The following is a 15,700-nucleotide window of genomic DNA, read 5'->3' as shown; positions in this document are numbered from 1 at the left end:
GCCGCCGGGGCCGTGCGCCGCGCCGGGTGCCCGTGTGGTGCTGGGTGCCCCCGGGGGTCGTCGCGGTGGTCGCCACGGCCGCCGGCGTGCCGCTCGCGCCGCTGCTCGGCCTGGCCCTGGCGGTGCTGTTCACCCTGGTCCGGCACACGTACCGGCGCGGGTGACCCCGTTCCGGTCATCCCCTGCTTCCGCAGGTGTTCGTCACGCTGGTGCTCGACCTCCGGGCTTTCTTGAGAAGGTGTTTCCGGCATGGTGTCGTATCGGGGCGCAGCCGTTCGTGGAACTGGTGTGCGGCGGCCGGTCGGGCCGCTGGACACGAGGAGTCGGAAAAGAGCCTCGTCCGGGGACTGAAAGGAGACGACCATGACGGAGTACCTGATCGCCTTCAACGATGAGTGGGTGCGCGAACACACGGCGGAGGAGATTCGGGAGAAGGGCAGGGCCGCCCGCGCGGTGATCGAGGAGATGCGGGTCGAGGGGGTCCTGATCTTCAGCAACGGCGGGCTCGACCGGTCCACGGTGGTGTGCAGTGTCGAGTCGGTCGACGGCAAGCCGGTCTTCACCGACGGCCCGTACGTCGAGACCAAGGAGCACCTCGGCGGCTTCGCCGTCGTGGACGTGCCCGACGACGCGGCGGCGCGATACTGGGCCGGCAGGCTCGCGACCGTGCTCGACTGGCCGCAGGAGGTGCACCGGTTCCGGGGTCCCGGGGAGGCCCGGCGTAGCGGCTCCGGGGAGAGGTGAGCGCGGTGCCCCGGTACCTGCTGTCGGTCTACGGACCGGCCGAGCACACCGAGTTCGGCCCCTACCCCTCCCAGGAGGCCATGCTGCAGTCGTTCGCCGACACCGGGGCCTTCAACGAGCGGCTCCGCAGAGACGGTCACCTGGTCTTCGCCGACGGCCTGGAGCCCGCGACGACAGCCACCACCGTCGACGGGCAGGGCGACAAGCCGGCGTTCACCGATGGGCCCTACCTGGAGACGAAGGAGCACCTCGGCGGCTTCTGGGTCATCGAGGCGGCCGACCTCGACGTGGCCCTGGCGCTCGCCGCCGAGGGTTCGAAGGCGTGCCGCGGCAGGGTCGAGGTGCGTCCCTTCCGAACCGAGGGCTCCGTCCGAGCGCTGCTGGCGCCGTGACCGGTCCCACCGTCGAGCAGGCGATCACCCGCGTCCACCACGAGGAGTGGGCGCGGGTGGTCGCCGCTCTCGCGCGCCGTTTCGGCGACCTCGACGTCGCCGAGGAGGCGACGGCCGAGGCGTTCGTGACGGCTGCGGAGCGGTGGCCGCACGAGGGCGTCCCGCCGAATCCCGGCGGTTGGCTCGCCACCACCGCGACCCGCAAGGCGATCGACCGGCTCCGTCGCGAGTCGCAGCGCGACGCCAAGCACCATGAGGCCCTGATGGTGTACGACGACACCCCCGCCGAGGCGACCGGCCCGGTCGAGGACGACCGGCTCAGGCTGGTCTTCACCTGCTGCCACCCGGCGCTCGCGTTGGAGGCCCGGGTGGCGCTCACCCTGCGCCTGCTCGGCGGCCTCACCGTCCCCGAGATCGCGCGTGCCTTCCTGGTACAGGAGACCACGATGGCGCGACGGATCACCCGCGCCAAGGCGAAGATCAAGGCGGCGCACATCCCGTACCGGGTGCCCTCGGCCGACGACATCCGCGAGCGGCTCGCCGGCGTCCTCGCGGTCGTCTACCTCGTCTTCAACGAGGGCTATCTCGCCAGCGAGGGGGACGACCCGCTGCGCGTCGACCTCACCGACGAGGCGATCCGCCTCGGCCGCCTGCTCCGAACCCTCATCCCGGACGACGGCGAGGTGGCCGGCCTGCTTGCCCTGATGCTCCTCACCGACGCCCGGCGGCCGGCGCGGGTGTCCCGCACCGGGGAGCTGGTGACCCTCGCCGAGCAGGACCGGGGTGCCTGGGACCGTACCCTCGTCGCCGAGGGCAACGCACTGCTTCGCGAGCGGATCGAGGCGGTGGCGGCCGGCGGCGACCCACCCGGGCGCTACCAGCTCCAGGCCGCGATCAACGCGGTCCACACGGATGCCCCCTCCACCCGAGACACCGACTGGTCCACCGTCGTCGCCCTCTACGGCCGCCTGGTGCAGCTCGACCCCTCGCCGATCGTGCGGCTCAACCGGGCGGTCGCGGTTGCCGAGGTCGACGGCCCCGGGGTCGGGCTCGCCGAGATCGACCGGCTCGCCGAGGTCCTCGACGGCTACCACGCCTTCCACGCCGCGCGCGCCGACCTGCTGCGGCGACTCGGGCGCGGCGGCGAGTCGCGGGCGGCGTACGACCGGGCCATCGGTCTCGCCGGCAACCCCGCGGAGCGGGCCTACCTCACCCGCCGCCGCGACCAGCTCGGCAGCTGACCGACCGACGTCCGACAATTCGCAACGACGGGTTGCGCGTTGTGGTCGAACCAGACTAGGGTCATGTGCAACCGAAAGTTGCGGAAGGTGATGACCATGGAGTACGGCTCGATCGAGCGGGAGATCCGGATCGGCGCGGCACCGGAGATCGTCTTCGACGTGGTGAGCAATCCGGAGCACGTCCGGCAGTGGTGGCCCGACGAGGCGAGTTTCGAGTCCGTGCCGGGTGGGGTCGGCGAGATCGCCTTCGTGTCCGACGAGGGGGAGAAGTTCCCGGTGGCCATCCAGGTGGTCGACGCGATCCCGTACCGGCTCTTCTCGTTCCGCTGGACCCATCCGTCGGGGGAGCCGGCTCGGGCCGACAACTCCTTCCTCGTGACGTTCGAGCTTGAGGCGGACGGCGACGGCACGCTCCTGCGGATGACCGAGACCGGCTTCCGGGAGCGGGGCTGGGAGATCGCGGTACTCGAGGAGACCTACCGCGACCACGAGAAGGGCTGGGACCACCACCTGGCGCGGCTGGCCCCGTACGTCGGGACCTACCTGGCGGACCGGCGATGACCACGGGGCACGGCCGGACGCCGGAGGGCGGACGCCGGTCCGGCGACGGCGGAGTCGACGACACGTTGTGGACGGCGGTGGGCGACCCTACCCGGCGGCGGATGCTCGACCTGCTGCTCGCCCAGGGTGGCGGGACCGCGACCAATCTGAGCGCGCAACTCCCGGTGACCCGCCAGGCGGTGGCCAAGCACCTCATGGTGCTCGACCGGGCCGGCCTGGTGCACGGCCTGACGGCCGGGCGGGAGAAGCAGTACCGGATCGATCCCGTTCAGTTGGCGCGGGCCGTGTCCCAGCTTGCCCACGTGGGCGCCACCTGGGACCGGAGGCTGCGGCGGATCAAGGATCTCGCCGAGGCGATCGAGGAGAAGGCCCGCGAACAGGCGCCGGATCCGACCGACAAGTGAGAAAGGAAAGAGGCATTGGTAGACATCGTGCATCGCATCGGGGTGGCGGGGTCGACGACCGAGAAGGTCTATGCGGCGATCACCACGCTGGAGGGCCTGTCCGGGTGGTGGACCGAGAAGACGACGGGGGACACCGGCGTCGGCGGCGTCATCCAGTTCCGGTTCGCCCCGGGCGGATTCGACATGAAGGTCGTCGCGCTGGATCCGGACCGTTCGGTGCGCTGGGAGGTCGTCGAGGGCCCGGACGAGTGGATCGGCACCCACATCCAGTGGGACCTGCACCAGGACGGCGACTACGCGATCGTCCTGTTCCGGCACGAGGGCTGGCGTGAGCCGGTCGAGTTCATGAGCCACTGCAGCACCAAGTGGGCGGTCTACCTCATGAGTCTCAAGCAGTTGGTGGAGACCGGCACCGGTACGCCGGATCCGCGCGACGTGCAGATCAGCAACTGGCACTAGCATCCACAAAGGACAGCCATGGACAGCCAGAGCTACGCCACCTCGTTCACGGTCGACCAGAACCCCGACGAGGTCTACGCGGCCATCACCGACGTCGCCCGCTGGTGGACCGGGGAGGTGGCCGGTCCGGCCGGCCAGGTGGGCGACGAGTTCACGTACGCCTACCCCGACCTCCACTACTCGCGACAGCGGGTGACGGAACTCGTACCGGGGGAACGGGTGGTGTGGCGCGTGATCGACTCGAAGCTCACCTTCGCCAGCGACCCCGGCGAGTGGACCGGCACGGACATCACCTTCGACATCGCGGAACAGGGCGACCAGACCGTGGTCCGATTCGCCCACGACGGCCTCGTGCCCCGGTTCGAGTGCTTCGAGAACTGCTCCAGCGCCTGGAGCTTCTACATCAACGGCAGTCTGCGCCGCCTCATCACGACCGGCGAGGGACCGACCCCGCCGCCCTGGGCCTGACCGACACACCGCCCAGTTGAGCGTGACGGCCGCTCACGCAGGCTCAGCGAGTTCGGCCGCCACGCGCAGCTGTCACCGCCTGCCGATGGCAGGCGGTGACAGCTGTCTCACCTTCAGTGAGGTCCTCGCCGCACTCCTGGCCGGCATCTCCCTCGCCGGGGGCCCCTCTCATCGGCCACGTTCGGGCGCGGGAGTGGGAGATCTTCGGCGCGCCACGAGCGCGACCTGCGGCAGACGCGCTCGGCCGGCTCGCTGTCGCTATCGTGCACCGCATGGCCGTTCCCGGTTGGCTCGACGACACCCGGACCTCCTACGACACGGTGGCGGTCAGCTATGCCGACCTGCTGCGCGACGCTCTCGCCGAGGAGCCGTTCCAGCGGGGCATCCTTGCGCTCTTCGCCGAACTGGTGCGGGCCCAGGGCAACGGGGCGGTCGCCGACGTGGGCTGCGGTCCGGGCCGGCTCACCGCGTACCTGCACGGTCTCGGCCTGGACGCGTTCGGTGTCGACCTGTCGCCCGCGATGATCGGGGTGGCCCGGCGGGACCACCCCGGCCTGCGTTTCGAGGTGGGCTCCATGACTCACCTCGATCTGGTCGACGGCGGTCTGACCGGCCTGCTCGCCTGGTTCTCCCTGATCCACGTCCCCGACGACGAGGTACCCGCGGTGCTCGCCGAGTTCCACCGGGTGCTGCGACCCGGCGGCGTCGTGCTGCTCGGGTTCCACGCCGGCGACGGCAGTCGACTGAAGACGGAGGGCTACGGCGGTCACCCGATGCGCGTCCACGTGCACCGCCGGCCGACGGACCGGGTCGCGGCATGGCTGGACGCGGCCGGCTTCACCGTCGAGGCCGAGATGACGCACCGGCCGGCCCCGAACGCCGAGGGCGGGTTCGTCTTCGCCCACCGCTGATCAACGCCATGGCAGTATTTGTGGCGGTTCGGGGCCGGGGGCATCTCGGCGGGGCGGATCATCGGCGGAACTCCGGTATAACGAGCGCGGTGATCCACTGGCCGATACCGCTCTCCTGGAGGTCCGTGTGACGACGCAGATGCGTGACCGTCTGGAGGACCTGCTCCGAGCCGGCGAGGTCGACGGTCTGCACGCCGTGGCAGCGGTTCGCGGTGGCCAATGCCTGCTGGAGTACTACGGGGCGGGCGCGGACTTCGCCTGGGGAGATTCGCTGGGCGTCGTGGACTTCGGACCAGAAACTCTCCACGACATCCGATCGGTCACCAAGAGCGTGACCGCGCTGGTGTACGGCATTGCGCTCGGTGACGGGCTGGTTCCGCCGCCGGCGGAGCCGCTCCTGCGGCGGTTCCCGCAGTACCTCGACCTGGCGGCCGATCCCCAGCGTGCTCGGCTCACCATCGAGCACGCGCTGACGATGTCGTTGGGGGTGGAATGGCGCGAAGATCTGCCGTACACCAGCCCGGCCAACGCCGAGATCGCGATGGAACTGGCGCCGGACCGGTACCGGTACATCCTGGAGCGGCCGATCCTCGAGCAGCCCGGCACCCGATGGACCTACTGCGGGGGTGCCACGGCCCTGCTCGGCCGACTGATCGCCGAGGGCACCGGCCAGTCGCTGCCGCAGTATGGCAAGGCCGTCCTGTTCGCGCCGCTGGGCATCGACACCTTCGACTGGATGACCGGCGCGGACGGAGTGGCCTCCGCTGCGTCCGGGCTGCGACTCGCGCCCCGCGACCTGGCCAGACTCGGTGAGCTGGTGCTGGCCGAAGGATCCTGGGAAGGTCGGCGGATCGTCCCCGCCGACTGGATCCGTACGATGCTCCAGCCACGCCTGCAGACCAGTTGGGGCTCGCAGTACGGCTACCAGTGGTACATCGAATCCATGGGGGGTCATCGGCTGGTGGCCGGCATGGGCAACGGCGGCCAGCGCCTGTTCGTCCTGCCCGACCTGGACCTCGCCGTGGCCATCACCGCGGGCAACTACGACGACCCCGACCATTGGCGGACTCCGCTGACGGTGATGGAGCGGGTCATCCTCCCCGCCGTGGCGTGACCCCCACCTGACGAGCGCCATCCACCCGGAGCGGCAGAAGTGCGCACCCGACCGCCGGCAACCCAGTCCTCGAACGCGTCTTCAGACCGCTCGAACGTCGGCGAGCCGCCTGACAGCGTATTCGTCGTCCCAGCAGACGGCGGCTTCCCATGCCGCCGACGCTTGCCCGGCGATGTCGAGCGCGCCGTCGTCGAGGCCGGCGGCGTTGCCGGGCAGCACGAGGTCGAGGTCGGGGACGTCGACGTGCGACTCGTCCCAGTCGATCAGCGCGACCTGACTCGCGGTCATGCGGACGTTGCCAGGGTTGTTGGGGTTGCCGTGGACGGCGCATGTCTGACGTCCGCTGAGCCGCGCCCACGCTGCTCGGCATCGGGCAACCCCCTCAGGGGGCATCGCGCCGAGGTCGATCTTCGTCCCGGTCTCGGCGTGCAGGAGGTCGGTCGACGAGCGCCAACCTGGGCGCTGCGGCCAGCCCTGCGTCAGCCGATGCAGCTCGCGGAGCGTGCCGGCCACGCGACGCCAGTCGGCCTGCGTCTGGGGCGGTCCGCCATCCAGGTAGGTCATCACCACCAGGCCGTCGGCGAACAGCCGGCCGTCCGTAGTCGGGATCGGGACCGGCACGGTCAGACCTTCGCGGTCGAGGTGTTGGAGAAGTTCTGTCTCCCATGCGAGATCAGCGTCGCTCCTGGTGCCGAGACGACCGACAGCGAGGTGCCCGTTGACGCGCACGCTCCACACGTCGTTGGCGACTCCGCCAGCGAGCGGTTCGATGCGGGCGACGTCTTCACCCCATTGCCCGAGCGACTCCCACCCCATCAGCCAGACCTTACGGGTTCCGAGCATTACTGCTCCGGGCAGATGCGGATGCCCGGAAGGAGCCAGCTCGGGCAGTCATCGCACGGTCGACCCATCCGGGGAAGGCCGACCACGGAACACGCCACGACGGGCGGGGACCCCAGGGTCCCCGCCCGTCGTGTGGTGCCCTCGGTCAGCTGACGGTGACCGTCAGGTTGGCCGACCGGGATTCACCGGTGCTGTAGGTGACGGTCACCCGGGCGGTGAAGGTCCCCTTGCGGGTGTACGAGTGGCTGGTCGAGCTGAGCGTGGTCCCGTGGACGACGGCGCTGTTGTCGCCGAAGTCCCACGCGTAGTCGGTGATGGTCTGCCCCGACCCGGCGGTGGCCGTGGCGGTCAGGTTCACCGACAGCGGTGCGTTCCCCGTGGTGGGGGTGGCCGACGCCGACAGCGTCCCGCTCGGCTCCTGCTTGACGCCGGCGCCGTTGAAGCGCAGCCAGTCGAGGGCCATCAGGTCCGGTGTGCCACTGGTGGGCTGGGCCGCGTTGACGAACTTCACGTAGAGCGTGAAGGTGCCGGTCGGCTTGTTGGTCAGCGTGACCGTGGGGGAGACCACGCTGTCGTAGCTGCCCGTCGGGCTGATGGTGGCCTTGCCGAGCAACGTGCCGGTGGGCGAGCCGACCCGGAACTCGACGTCACCGCCGGTGCCGGCGGAGGACGCGCCGACCGTCACCGAGCCGATGTTGCGCAGGTTCACCGGCCCGTACGCCACCCACTCGTTGTGGTCGATGTCGCCGACCCGCTTGCCGGCCCGGGCGGTGGACCGGTCGAACACCGTCACCCCGGAGGAGGAGCTGAGGTGCTCGGCCTCCTTGCTCTTCGGCTGCAGCTGTGACCGCGTGGACCCGATCAGTGCCGGGGCGCCGCCGGAGCCGCCGCCGTCGGTGTACTGGGCGGTCACCACCGTGTAGAGGTTCTGCCCCGGACCGTGCCCGTCACCGGCGTCGGCCTCGGTGGCCAGCACCCCCGAGCAGCCGGTGTAGATGTCCAGCGGGTGGGCGTGCGCGTCGTGTCCGAGCTGGGTCTGCACGACCACCTTGGAGCAGTCGATGGTGGTGTCCTCGGCGTCGGTGACCGTCACCGTGTACGGGATCTTGTCGCCGAAGTCGAAGAACCCGCCGTCGGGGATGGTGATGGTGACGGTGGGCCGGGTGTTGCCGACGACGACGTCGGTCACCGCCGTGGCGGTCAGCCCGTTGCCGCTGTTGCGGACCGTCAGCCTCGCGGTGTACTTCCCCGGCGTGCTGTAGGTGAAGCTCGGGTTGGCCGCCGTGGAGTCGGTCGTGCCGTTGTTGGTGAAGTCCCAGGCGTAGCTGAGCGACGAGCCGTCCCCGGCGGCCGACCCGGCCGAGGAGAAGGTCACCGCGAGCGGCGCCGGGCCACTGTCCGTGTTCGCCGCGATCTTCGCCGTCGGCGGGCGGCCGTTGGCGACGTAGTCGATGCGGTAGATGCCGGCGCCGTTGTTGCTGCCGCCCCGGCCGCTGCCGGTTCCCTCACCGAAGTCGATGACGTAGAGCGAGCCGTCCGGCCCGAACTCGGCCTCGAAGGGCTGGATCCAGGACATGTTCCCGAGGACCCCGTTGATGGACTGGAGGTCGCCGACGTTCGTGGCGCCGAAGCGGGCGTCGGTGAAGGTCTGCGCGGTCTTGTGGACCGACAGCGTCTTGAACCACTTGCGGGTGAGTTCGTAGACGAACCACTTGCCCTCGTAGTACTCGGGGAACTTGGTGGCCCGGGTGTTGGCCGGGTTGTAGTCGTAGACCGGGCCGCTCATCGGGCCGCCACCGCCGGTGCCCACCTCCGGGAACTGGGTTGAGGCGGAGTACGCGTACCAGACCAGCGCCGACTTCGACGCCGGCAGGTTGGTCAGGCCGGTGTTGTTGGGGGAGTTGTTGACCGGCGCCGCGCAGTTGAACTTCGCCCCGGAGGTGCTGGTGGCGAAGTCGTAGTCGTTGAACGGGATGTTGTTGCCGACGCAGTACGGCCAGCCATAGTTGCCGGCGGCGGTGATCCGGTTGAACTCGACCGTCCCCTCCGGACCCCGGTTGGGGTCGGCGGCGCGGGCGTCCGGTCCGTAGTCGGCGACCAGCACCGCGCTGGTCAGCGGGTCGACGGTGATCCGGAACGGGTTGCGCATGCCCATCGCGTAGATCTCCGGTCGGGTCTTCGCCGTGCCGACCGGGAACAGGTTGCCGGTGGGGATGGTGTAGGTGCCGTCGGCCTGCGGGGTGATCCGGAGGATCTTGCCGCGCAGGTCGTTGGTGTTGCCGGCGGTGGCCTGCGCGTCCCAGGCGGCCCGGCCGGGGCGCTCGTCGATCGGGGTGTAGCCGCTGGAGGCGAACGGGTCGGTGTTGTCACCGATCGCCGCGTACAGCCGGCCGGACGGGTCCATGGTCAGCGAGCCGCCCATGTGCGAGTTCGCCCGGCCCTCACCACGGAAGGTCGGAATCGTCAGCAGGCGTTTCTCCGACGCCATCGCCACCGCGTTGTTCGCCACCGTGAAGCGGGAGAGGTTGAGCTGCTTGAGGGTCTTGTCCGACCAGAGCAGGTAGATCCATCCGTTGGTGGCGAAGTTGCGGTCCAGCGTCATGCCGATCAGCCCGTCGGACTGGTCGGTCATGGCGGAGGTGTAGGCGAAGTCGAGCAGCGTGGTGGTCTGGAGCGTGTCCTGGTTGACCACCTTCAGAGCGCCGGTGCGCTGGATGAAGTAGACCTTCCGGTCCGGCGCGACGGCCAGCTCGAACGGGTCGGCGAGGTTCTCGGTGACCAGGCCGACGCGCTCGAAGTTGCTGGTCTCGGTGGCACCGCAGTCACCGGCGGCCGCGCCGGCCGCCCACTCGATGCCGTACCGCAGGTGCTCCAGGAACGCCGGCTCGCTGAACGAGGAGGTGGAGTGCCCGCCGGCCGTGTACCAGGACCGGCCGCCGTCGTAGCGGTGACACCAGGAGTACGCGTGGTCGACGCCCTCGTCCAAGCCGCTGATGCCGTCACGGACCTTGATCTGGGCGAGGGTGTGCACGTTGCCGGTGGGGTTGGTCTTCCAGTTGTACCACTCCTCGCTGCGCTCCCAGAGCTCCGGCAGGTTCTTCGTGGAGGGGTGCGCCCGGTCCAGGACCTTGATCCGGCCCGGATACACCCCGCCGGTGGAGCCGAAGTTCGGGTGGTAGTCGAAGATGGTGCCGACCAGGCCCTCGTACCAGGGCCAGTCGCGTTCGCTGGCCGAGGCCGCGTGCAGGCCGACCCAGCCGCCGCCGTCCCGGATGAACTTCTGGAACGCGGCCCGCTGGCTGGCGTTGAGCAGGTCGCCCGAGGTGGGCAGCGAGTTGGTGTTGTTGAAGACCAGGGCGTCGAATCCCGCGAGGTTGGCGTCGGTGAAGGCCGCCGCGTCGTCGGTGACGACCACCTCGAAGTTGTGGGTGGTGCCGAGCTGCTGGATCGCGGTCTTCCCGGCCGGGATGGACGAGTGGTAGAAGTTCGTGACCTTGGAGAAGACCAGGACGCGGAAGCGGGGCGCGGCCTGGGCGGGCACGGACGTGGTGGCCAGGACGGTGACCACGGAGAGCAGGGCGAGGCAGAACGCGCGGAGGTGGCGTCGGGTCATGTGGCGCTCCCTGTCGATGGAGTCGATCAGGCGGGGTGGAAAGCGCTTTCTCGCCGGCCGCCCCAACCTAGCGACACCGAGTTGTCGTCGTCAATACCCATGGGTAAGCGTTTTCCTGAGTGGACGGCGCCACGACGCGGCAGCACCTCATCCGAGGTGCGCGAGGATGGCCCGATGACCGACCGGCAGGTACGCCTCGGGGACCTCGGGGCCTGGCTCATCAAGGGCAACGCGGACCGCGTCGACCTCGCGGGCCGCTTCGCGCGCGACCCGCGGATCGACTCCTGGTGCGTACGCCCCGGCTACCGGTCCCGCCTGATGCGGGCCGGACAGCCGGTCGTGTTCTGGGCCAGTGGCAGCCGGGGCCACCTGCCGTACGGGGTGTGGGGCGTCGGCCGGGTGGCCGGAGGGCCCGTCGAGGGGGAGCCGGGCGCGGCGTGGACGGTGCCGCTGGACCTGACCGTCCTCGACGAGCCCCTGCGCGTACGCCGGGAGCTGCTGCGGGCGGACGCGCGGCTGGCCGGGGCTGAGGTGTTCCGGCAACCGATGGCGGCCAACCCGTCCTACCTGACCGTCGCCGAGATCGCCGCGCTGCGCGAGTACCTCCCCGTGCCCGGCTCGCGTCCCGCACTTGGCAGGCTGTAGTTGAATGTGGACCTACCGAGAGGGAGGGGCGATCATGGGCGAGTTCACCGTGACGGTCGAGCCGGCCGAGCCGATGAGAGCGGAGCGGCTTGACGCTGTCACTCGTGGCCTCACGACGGACCTGCGCACCGTTCGCGGGGTCACGGTCCGACACGCGACGACGACCTCGGCGGCCCACGGCAAGTCGCCGGAGGCGTGGGCATTGGGAATGCTCGTGGTCGGCGGTCTCTTCTCGGCCACCACCATGCGGGCGATCGTGCAGATCGTCATCGCCAACGCCGACCGGGCCAAGGCCCGTTCCATTCGGCTGCGTCGAGGCGACGCCGAGGTAGTGATCACAGGGCAGTCCCGTGTCGACGATCCCGCCCTGGTCGGCCAGCTCGCACAGCTGCTGGGTGCTGCCGAGGCCGCGCCGACCCCGCCCGGACCCGTCGCGTCGGTCGCGGGACCCCGTTCACCCGAAGACGAGACAGGTCGACCTGGAGTCTGATTCGTGGGACAGCGCCTGGCTCTGCTCATCGCCAACGACCGTTACGTCGACGACTCCCTGAGCGATCTCTACGCCCCGTGGGAGGAAGCCCGTGCCCTGTCGGAGCTGCTGGCCGACCCGGACATCGGCGCGTTCGACCGCGCCGTGCTACTGCACAACGAGTCCAAGAGCTCGGTGGAGCGGCAGATGGAGTCGATGCTGCGGAGTGCCGGGCCGGAGGACCTGATCCTGCTCTACTTCTCCGGGCACGGGATCCGGAGCAGCAAGCGGGGTCGGCTCCACCTCGCGGTCACCAACACCGAGGTCAGTCACCTGTCCTCGACCGGTGTCTCCGCGTCGTTCGTCCGCGAACTGCTCGAGGAGTCGGAGGCCGCCAGCTCCGTCATCCTGCTCGACTGTTGCTACAGCGGGGCGTTCGAGGACGCGGGCGTGAAGTCCCCCACCGATCTCCACCTTGAGGGAGAGCTCCGGACCGGCGACGGCCGCTACGTCATCACCGCGACCAACTCCGTGGAACAGGCGGACGACGGTCGGCCGGAGACCGCCGCCACCGCCCGTCTCCGATCCGCGTTCACCGAGACGGTCATTCAAGGGTTGAGCACCGGTGCGGCAGACATGACGGGACGTGGCCGGATCACTCCCGAGGACCTGTGGCGGTATGTCCAGCTGGAGCTGCCCAAGCGCACGACCAACCAGTCGCCCTGTCAGTTCGGACGCGCCAGCAGCGAGGTGCATCTCGCGCTGTCCCGGGACGTTCACCACCGACGTCATGGCCAGCGGGACCAGCGGGACCCGCGACTGGGGGACCTGCTCGGGCCGTTGAAGGCAGAGCCGGGTATGAAGTTGTGCGCGACCGACTGGCGGCGGCGTGGGCCGCTGCGGGTGCCGATCGGCCGGACACAGCGGGTCGACCAGCCCGCCGGGGAGCCGGTCTCGCTCGACCTGGCGTCGTCGGAGGGGCACCTGCTCGTCGTCGGGCGCGCCGGGTCGGGCAAGACCACACTGGTGCGCACCCTCATCGGCGCGCTCGCCCTCACACACTCCGCCGACGAGGTCGCGGTGCACTGCCTGGAATCCGGCGGGAACTGGCTGGGGCCGATGCGTCGACTGCCGCACGTGCGGGCGGTGGTGGGTGACGACGAGGTCCTCGAGGTCGGACGGCTGCTTGGTCAACTGGAGGGGGAGGTGCTCAAGCGCAAACACCTGTTCCGCGTACACGAGCTCGAGTCCCCCGCCAGCCTGCGCACCCGACGCTCGGACCTCGGGGACGGCCCGCATCCCGACATCTTCCTCGTCGTGGACCGGTGGCAGGACTTCGCGTCGCTGCTCACCGACTTCGTGCCCCGGGTGATCGACCTGGCCAACAAGGGGCTGGGATACGGCTTTCACCTCACCGTGCTGGAGCGGAGCTGGCGAACGATTCCGCAGGAGCTGCTCGAGCTTCCCCAACTCCGGATCGAGACCCGCCTGTCCCGCCCGCAGGAATCCCTGATCGACCCGGATCACGCTGCCCGGCTGCCGATCACCGCGCCGGGTTGGGCACTCCAGGGCCGCCGAACGTTCCGCATCGCCCTACCGGAGCTCACGGTGACAGCGCTGGACACGGATCCGGCCGTGGAGCATGAGGACCAGGTGCCGAACGGCGCCACGGCGATGGTCACCATGATCGCCGAGGCGTGGGGCCTGCCGCAGGTGGTCGCCGATGCCGGGAGTTCCGGGACGGGGGAGAGGACGCCGCAGTCCGACGCGCTCACGGTGCTCGGCGTCGCCGATGAGGACGAGCTGTGGAGCTTCACCGGGGCCACGCCGCCCTCGGATCAGGACTACCTGCGGGTGCCCATCGGGTTCGAGCAACACGGCCAGCCCGTCCTGCTGGACATCAAGGAGGCGGCACGGGAGGGCATGGGTCCGCACGGCCTGCTGATCGGTGCGACCGGCTCGGGCAAGAGCGAGCTGCTGCGGACGATCGTGGCCGCCCTGGCTGCCCGACACTCCTCGGCTGACCTCAACTTCGTCCTGATCGATTTCAAAGGCGGGGCGACGTTCGGCCAGCTGGACCGGCTACCGCACACCAGCGCGCTGATCACGAACCTCGCGAACGAACTCGCGCTGGTCGACCGGATGCGCGACGCGCTCGGCGGTGAGATGGTCCGCCGACAGGAGTTGCTGCGGTCCGCCGGCAACCACGCCTCGCGGCAGGAGTACGAGCGAGCCCGGCGAGCCGGAGCAGACCTGGCGCCGATGCCCACCCTGGTCATCGTCTGCGACGAGTTCAGTGAACTCCTGGCTGCCAAGCCTGACTTCATCGACCTGTTCGTGATGATCGGTCGGTTGGGCCGGTCGCTCGGGGTGCACCTTCTCCTCTCCAGCCAGCGGCTCGAGGAGGGCAAGCTGCGCGGCCTCGACACACACCTCTCCTACCGGATCAGCCTGCGGACGTTCTCGGCTGTGGAGAGCCGAATCGTGCTCGGTGTACCTGACGCCTACGAGCTTCCCCACGCACCGGGACACGGCTACCTGAAGGCGGGCACTGGGACGATCACGCGCTTCCGAGCCGCCTACGTCTCGGCGCCGGTTCGACCCCACGATGCCGCGTCGGAACAGCCCGGCTCGTCCGTACCGGCCAGCGTGCTCGATGTCCTCGTGCAGCGGCTCCAGGAGGGTCCGCCACCGCACCAGATCTGGTTGCCGCCGTTGTCGGACCCGCCGACCCTCACCGATCTCCTCGGCGCGGTGCGGCCCGAGCCCCTGCGCGGATTGCGTGCCCTCGACTGGGACAAGGATCCGCTCACCGTTCCGGTCGGCGTCGTCGACAGGCCTTTCGACCAGCGCCGCGACGTTCTGACCGTGAATATGGCCGGGGCGGGTGGGAACGTCGCGGTCGTCGGTGGACCCCTGTCCGGAAAGAGCACCCTCGTCCGGTCGTTGATCGCGTCTCTGGCACTCACACACACCCCACGCGAGGTGCAGTTCTTCTGCCTGGATTTCGGTGGTGGACTGCGATCGCTGGAACGGCTGCCGCACGTTTCCGGGATGGCGGACCGCCGCAACGTCGAGGTCGTCCGCCGAACCGTTGCCGAGGTCGTCAACATGCTCGCCGAACGCGAGGTCCAGTTCGCGCGGCGCCGACTCGACTCCGTCGAGCGCTACCGCCAGCTGCGAGCCGCGGGGGAGTTCGCTGACGACCCGTTCGGAGACGTCTTCCTCGTCGTCGACGGCTGGGGCACCCTCCGGGAGGACTACGAGGAACTCGAGCAGACCGTTGCCAGCCTCGCCCATCGAGGATTGGGCTTCGGCGTGCACGTGGTGCTGACCGCCAACCGCTGGTCGGAGATCCGGGTGACCATGCGGGACCTGCTGGGCACGAAGCTGGAGCTGCGGCTGGGCGACCCTGCCGACTCGGAGATCGACCGGCGAGCTGCGGCACTGGTACCGGAGAGGTCACCGGGCCGTGGGCTCACTCCGGACAAGCTGCACTTCCTGACCTGCCTGTCCCGGATCGACGCACACCGCCGGGTCGACGATCTCGCGCCGGCCACCGAGGCTCTGGCGCGGGACGTCGCGAAGGCATGGCCGGACCGGCCAGCACCGCCTGTCCGGTTGTTGCCCCGCAACCTGACGACTGCCGACCTGGCTCGGATCAGCGACGCTTCGAAACCCGGTCTGGCGATCGGAGTGAGCGAGACGGCTCTGGAACCGGTCTACCTCGACCTGGCCAAGGAGCCGCACCTGACCGTCTTCGGCGACGCCGAGTGCGGCAAGACCAACGTGCTGCGGCTGATCGCGCGGGGGATCACCGAGCGGTACACGCCGGC

At 70.0% G+C, this 15,700-nt stretch carries 14 protein-coding genes; 12 read left to right on the top strand and 2 right to left on the bottom strand.

Translation table 11 applies throughout. The annotated features are described in order from the left end of the window. Nucleotides 1-363 precede the first annotated feature (363 nt). The 9 genes from AB0I76_RS09315 to AB0I76_RS09275 all read left to right on the top strand — a co-directional run bounded on the left by AB0I76_RS09315 (nucleotide 364) and on the right by AB0I76_RS09275 (nucleotide 6,294). Nucleotides 364-744 carry a YciI family protein gene (locus AB0I76_RS09315; RefSeq protein WP_357032227.1) on the top strand — a complete coding sequence of 127 codons (381 nt, stop codon included), beginning with the start codon at nucleotides 364-366 and terminating at the stop codon, nucleotides 742-744. An 80-nt stretch (nucleotides 745-824) separates the two neighbouring features. After that, the gene (locus tag AB0I76_RS09310; protein ID WP_357032233.1) at nucleotides 825-1,136 is read left to right on the top strand and encodes a YciI family protein; all 312 of its coding nucleotides are present in this window, start codon (nucleotides 825-827) and stop codon (nucleotides 1,134-1,136) included. After that, on the top strand, nucleotides 1,133-2,377 hold the full coding sequence (locus AB0I76_RS09305; RefSeq protein ID WP_357032224.1) for an RNA polymerase sigma factor: 1,245 nt from the start codon (nucleotides 1,133-1,135) through the stop codon (nucleotides 2,375-2,377). Before AB0I76_RS09310 ends, AB0I76_RS09305 begins: the two co-directional genes overlap by 4 nt. Before the next feature lie 96 nt (nucleotides 2,378-2,473). Continuing rightward, the gene (locus AB0I76_RS09300) at nucleotides 2,474-2,938 is read left to right on the top strand and encodes an SRPBCC family protein (RefSeq protein ID WP_357032230.1); all 465 of its coding nucleotides are present in this window, start codon (nucleotides 2,474-2,476) and stop codon (nucleotides 2,936-2,938) included. Further along, on the top strand, nucleotides 2,935-3,342 hold the full coding sequence (locus tag AB0I76_RS09295) for a winged helix-turn-helix domain-containing protein (protein WP_357032221.1): 408 nt from the start codon (nucleotides 2,935-2,937) through the stop codon (nucleotides 3,340-3,342). Before AB0I76_RS09300 ends, AB0I76_RS09295 begins: the two co-directional genes overlap by 4 nt. A 15-nt stretch (nucleotides 3,343-3,357) precedes the next feature. Further along, complete coding sequence (locus tag AB0I76_RS09290) at nucleotides 3,358-3,801, top strand: SRPBCC domain-containing protein (protein ID WP_357032218.1); 444 nt, start codon at nucleotides 3,358-3,360, stop codon at nucleotides 3,799-3,801. A gap of 18 nt (nucleotides 3,802-3,819) precedes the next feature. Next, nucleotides 3,820-4,269: an SRPBCC domain-containing protein gene (locus AB0I76_RS09285; protein WP_357032215.1), complete on the top strand. Its 450-nt coding sequence runs from the start codon at nucleotides 3,820-3,822 to the stop codon at nucleotides 4,267-4,269. 272 nt (nucleotides 4,270-4,541) lie between these two features. Continuing rightward, nucleotides 4,542-5,180: a methyltransferase domain-containing protein gene (locus AB0I76_RS09280; RefSeq protein WP_357032212.1), complete on the top strand. Its 639-nt coding sequence runs from the start codon at nucleotides 4,542-4,544 to the stop codon at nucleotides 5,178-5,180. 139 nt (nucleotides 5,181-5,319) lie between these two features. Further along, the gene (locus tag AB0I76_RS09275; RefSeq protein ID WP_357032209.1) at nucleotides 5,320-6,294 is read left to right on the top strand and encodes a serine hydrolase; all 975 of its coding nucleotides are present in this window, start codon (nucleotides 5,320-5,322) and stop codon (nucleotides 6,292-6,294) included. 81 nt (nucleotides 6,295-6,375) lie between these two features. Here the strand turns inward: AB0I76_RS09275 and AB0I76_RS09270 are convergent, their stop codons facing one another. Then, nucleotides 6,376-7,137, bottom strand: a complete 762-nt coding sequence (locus AB0I76_RS09270) for a phosphotransferase (protein WP_357032206.1) — start codon at nucleotides 7,135-7,137, stop codon at nucleotides 6,376-6,378. 145 nt (nucleotides 7,138-7,282) lie between these two features. Then, nucleotides 7,283-10,750 (bottom strand): ThuA domain-containing protein, encoded by a 3,468-nt coding sequence (locus AB0I76_RS09265; RefSeq protein ID WP_357032203.1) that lies wholly within the window; start codon nucleotides 10,748-10,750, stop codon nucleotides 7,283-7,285. A 174-nt stretch (nucleotides 10,751-10,924) separates the two neighbouring features. On the opposite strand from AB0I76_RS09265, the gene AB0I76_RS09260 reads away from it, so the two are divergent. The 3 genes from AB0I76_RS09260 to eccCb all read left to right on the top strand — a co-directional run. Next, nucleotides 10,925-11,395: a hypothetical protein gene (locus AB0I76_RS09260; RefSeq protein ID WP_357032200.1), complete on the top strand. Its 471-nt coding sequence runs from the start codon at nucleotides 10,925-10,927 to the stop codon at nucleotides 11,393-11,395. 49 nt (nucleotides 11,396-11,444) lie between these two features. Then, nucleotides 11,445-11,885, top strand: a complete 441-nt coding sequence (locus tag AB0I76_RS09255) for a hypothetical protein (RefSeq protein ID WP_357032197.1) — start codon at nucleotides 11,445-11,447, stop codon at nucleotides 11,883-11,885. A 3-nt stretch (nucleotides 11,886-11,888) separates the two neighbouring features. After that, a partial coding sequence (gene eccCb / locus AB0I76_RS09250) for a type VII secretion protein EccCb (protein ID WP_357032194.1) occupies nucleotides 11,889-15,700 on the top strand: 3,812 nt, incomplete at its 3' end.

Source organism: Micromonospora sp. NPDC049799, from assembly GCF_040656655.1.
Lineage (GTDB): Bacteria > Actinomycetota > Actinomycetes > Mycobacteriales > Micromonosporaceae > Micromonospora.
This window is presented reverse-complemented; position numbering and strand designations above follow the sequence as displayed.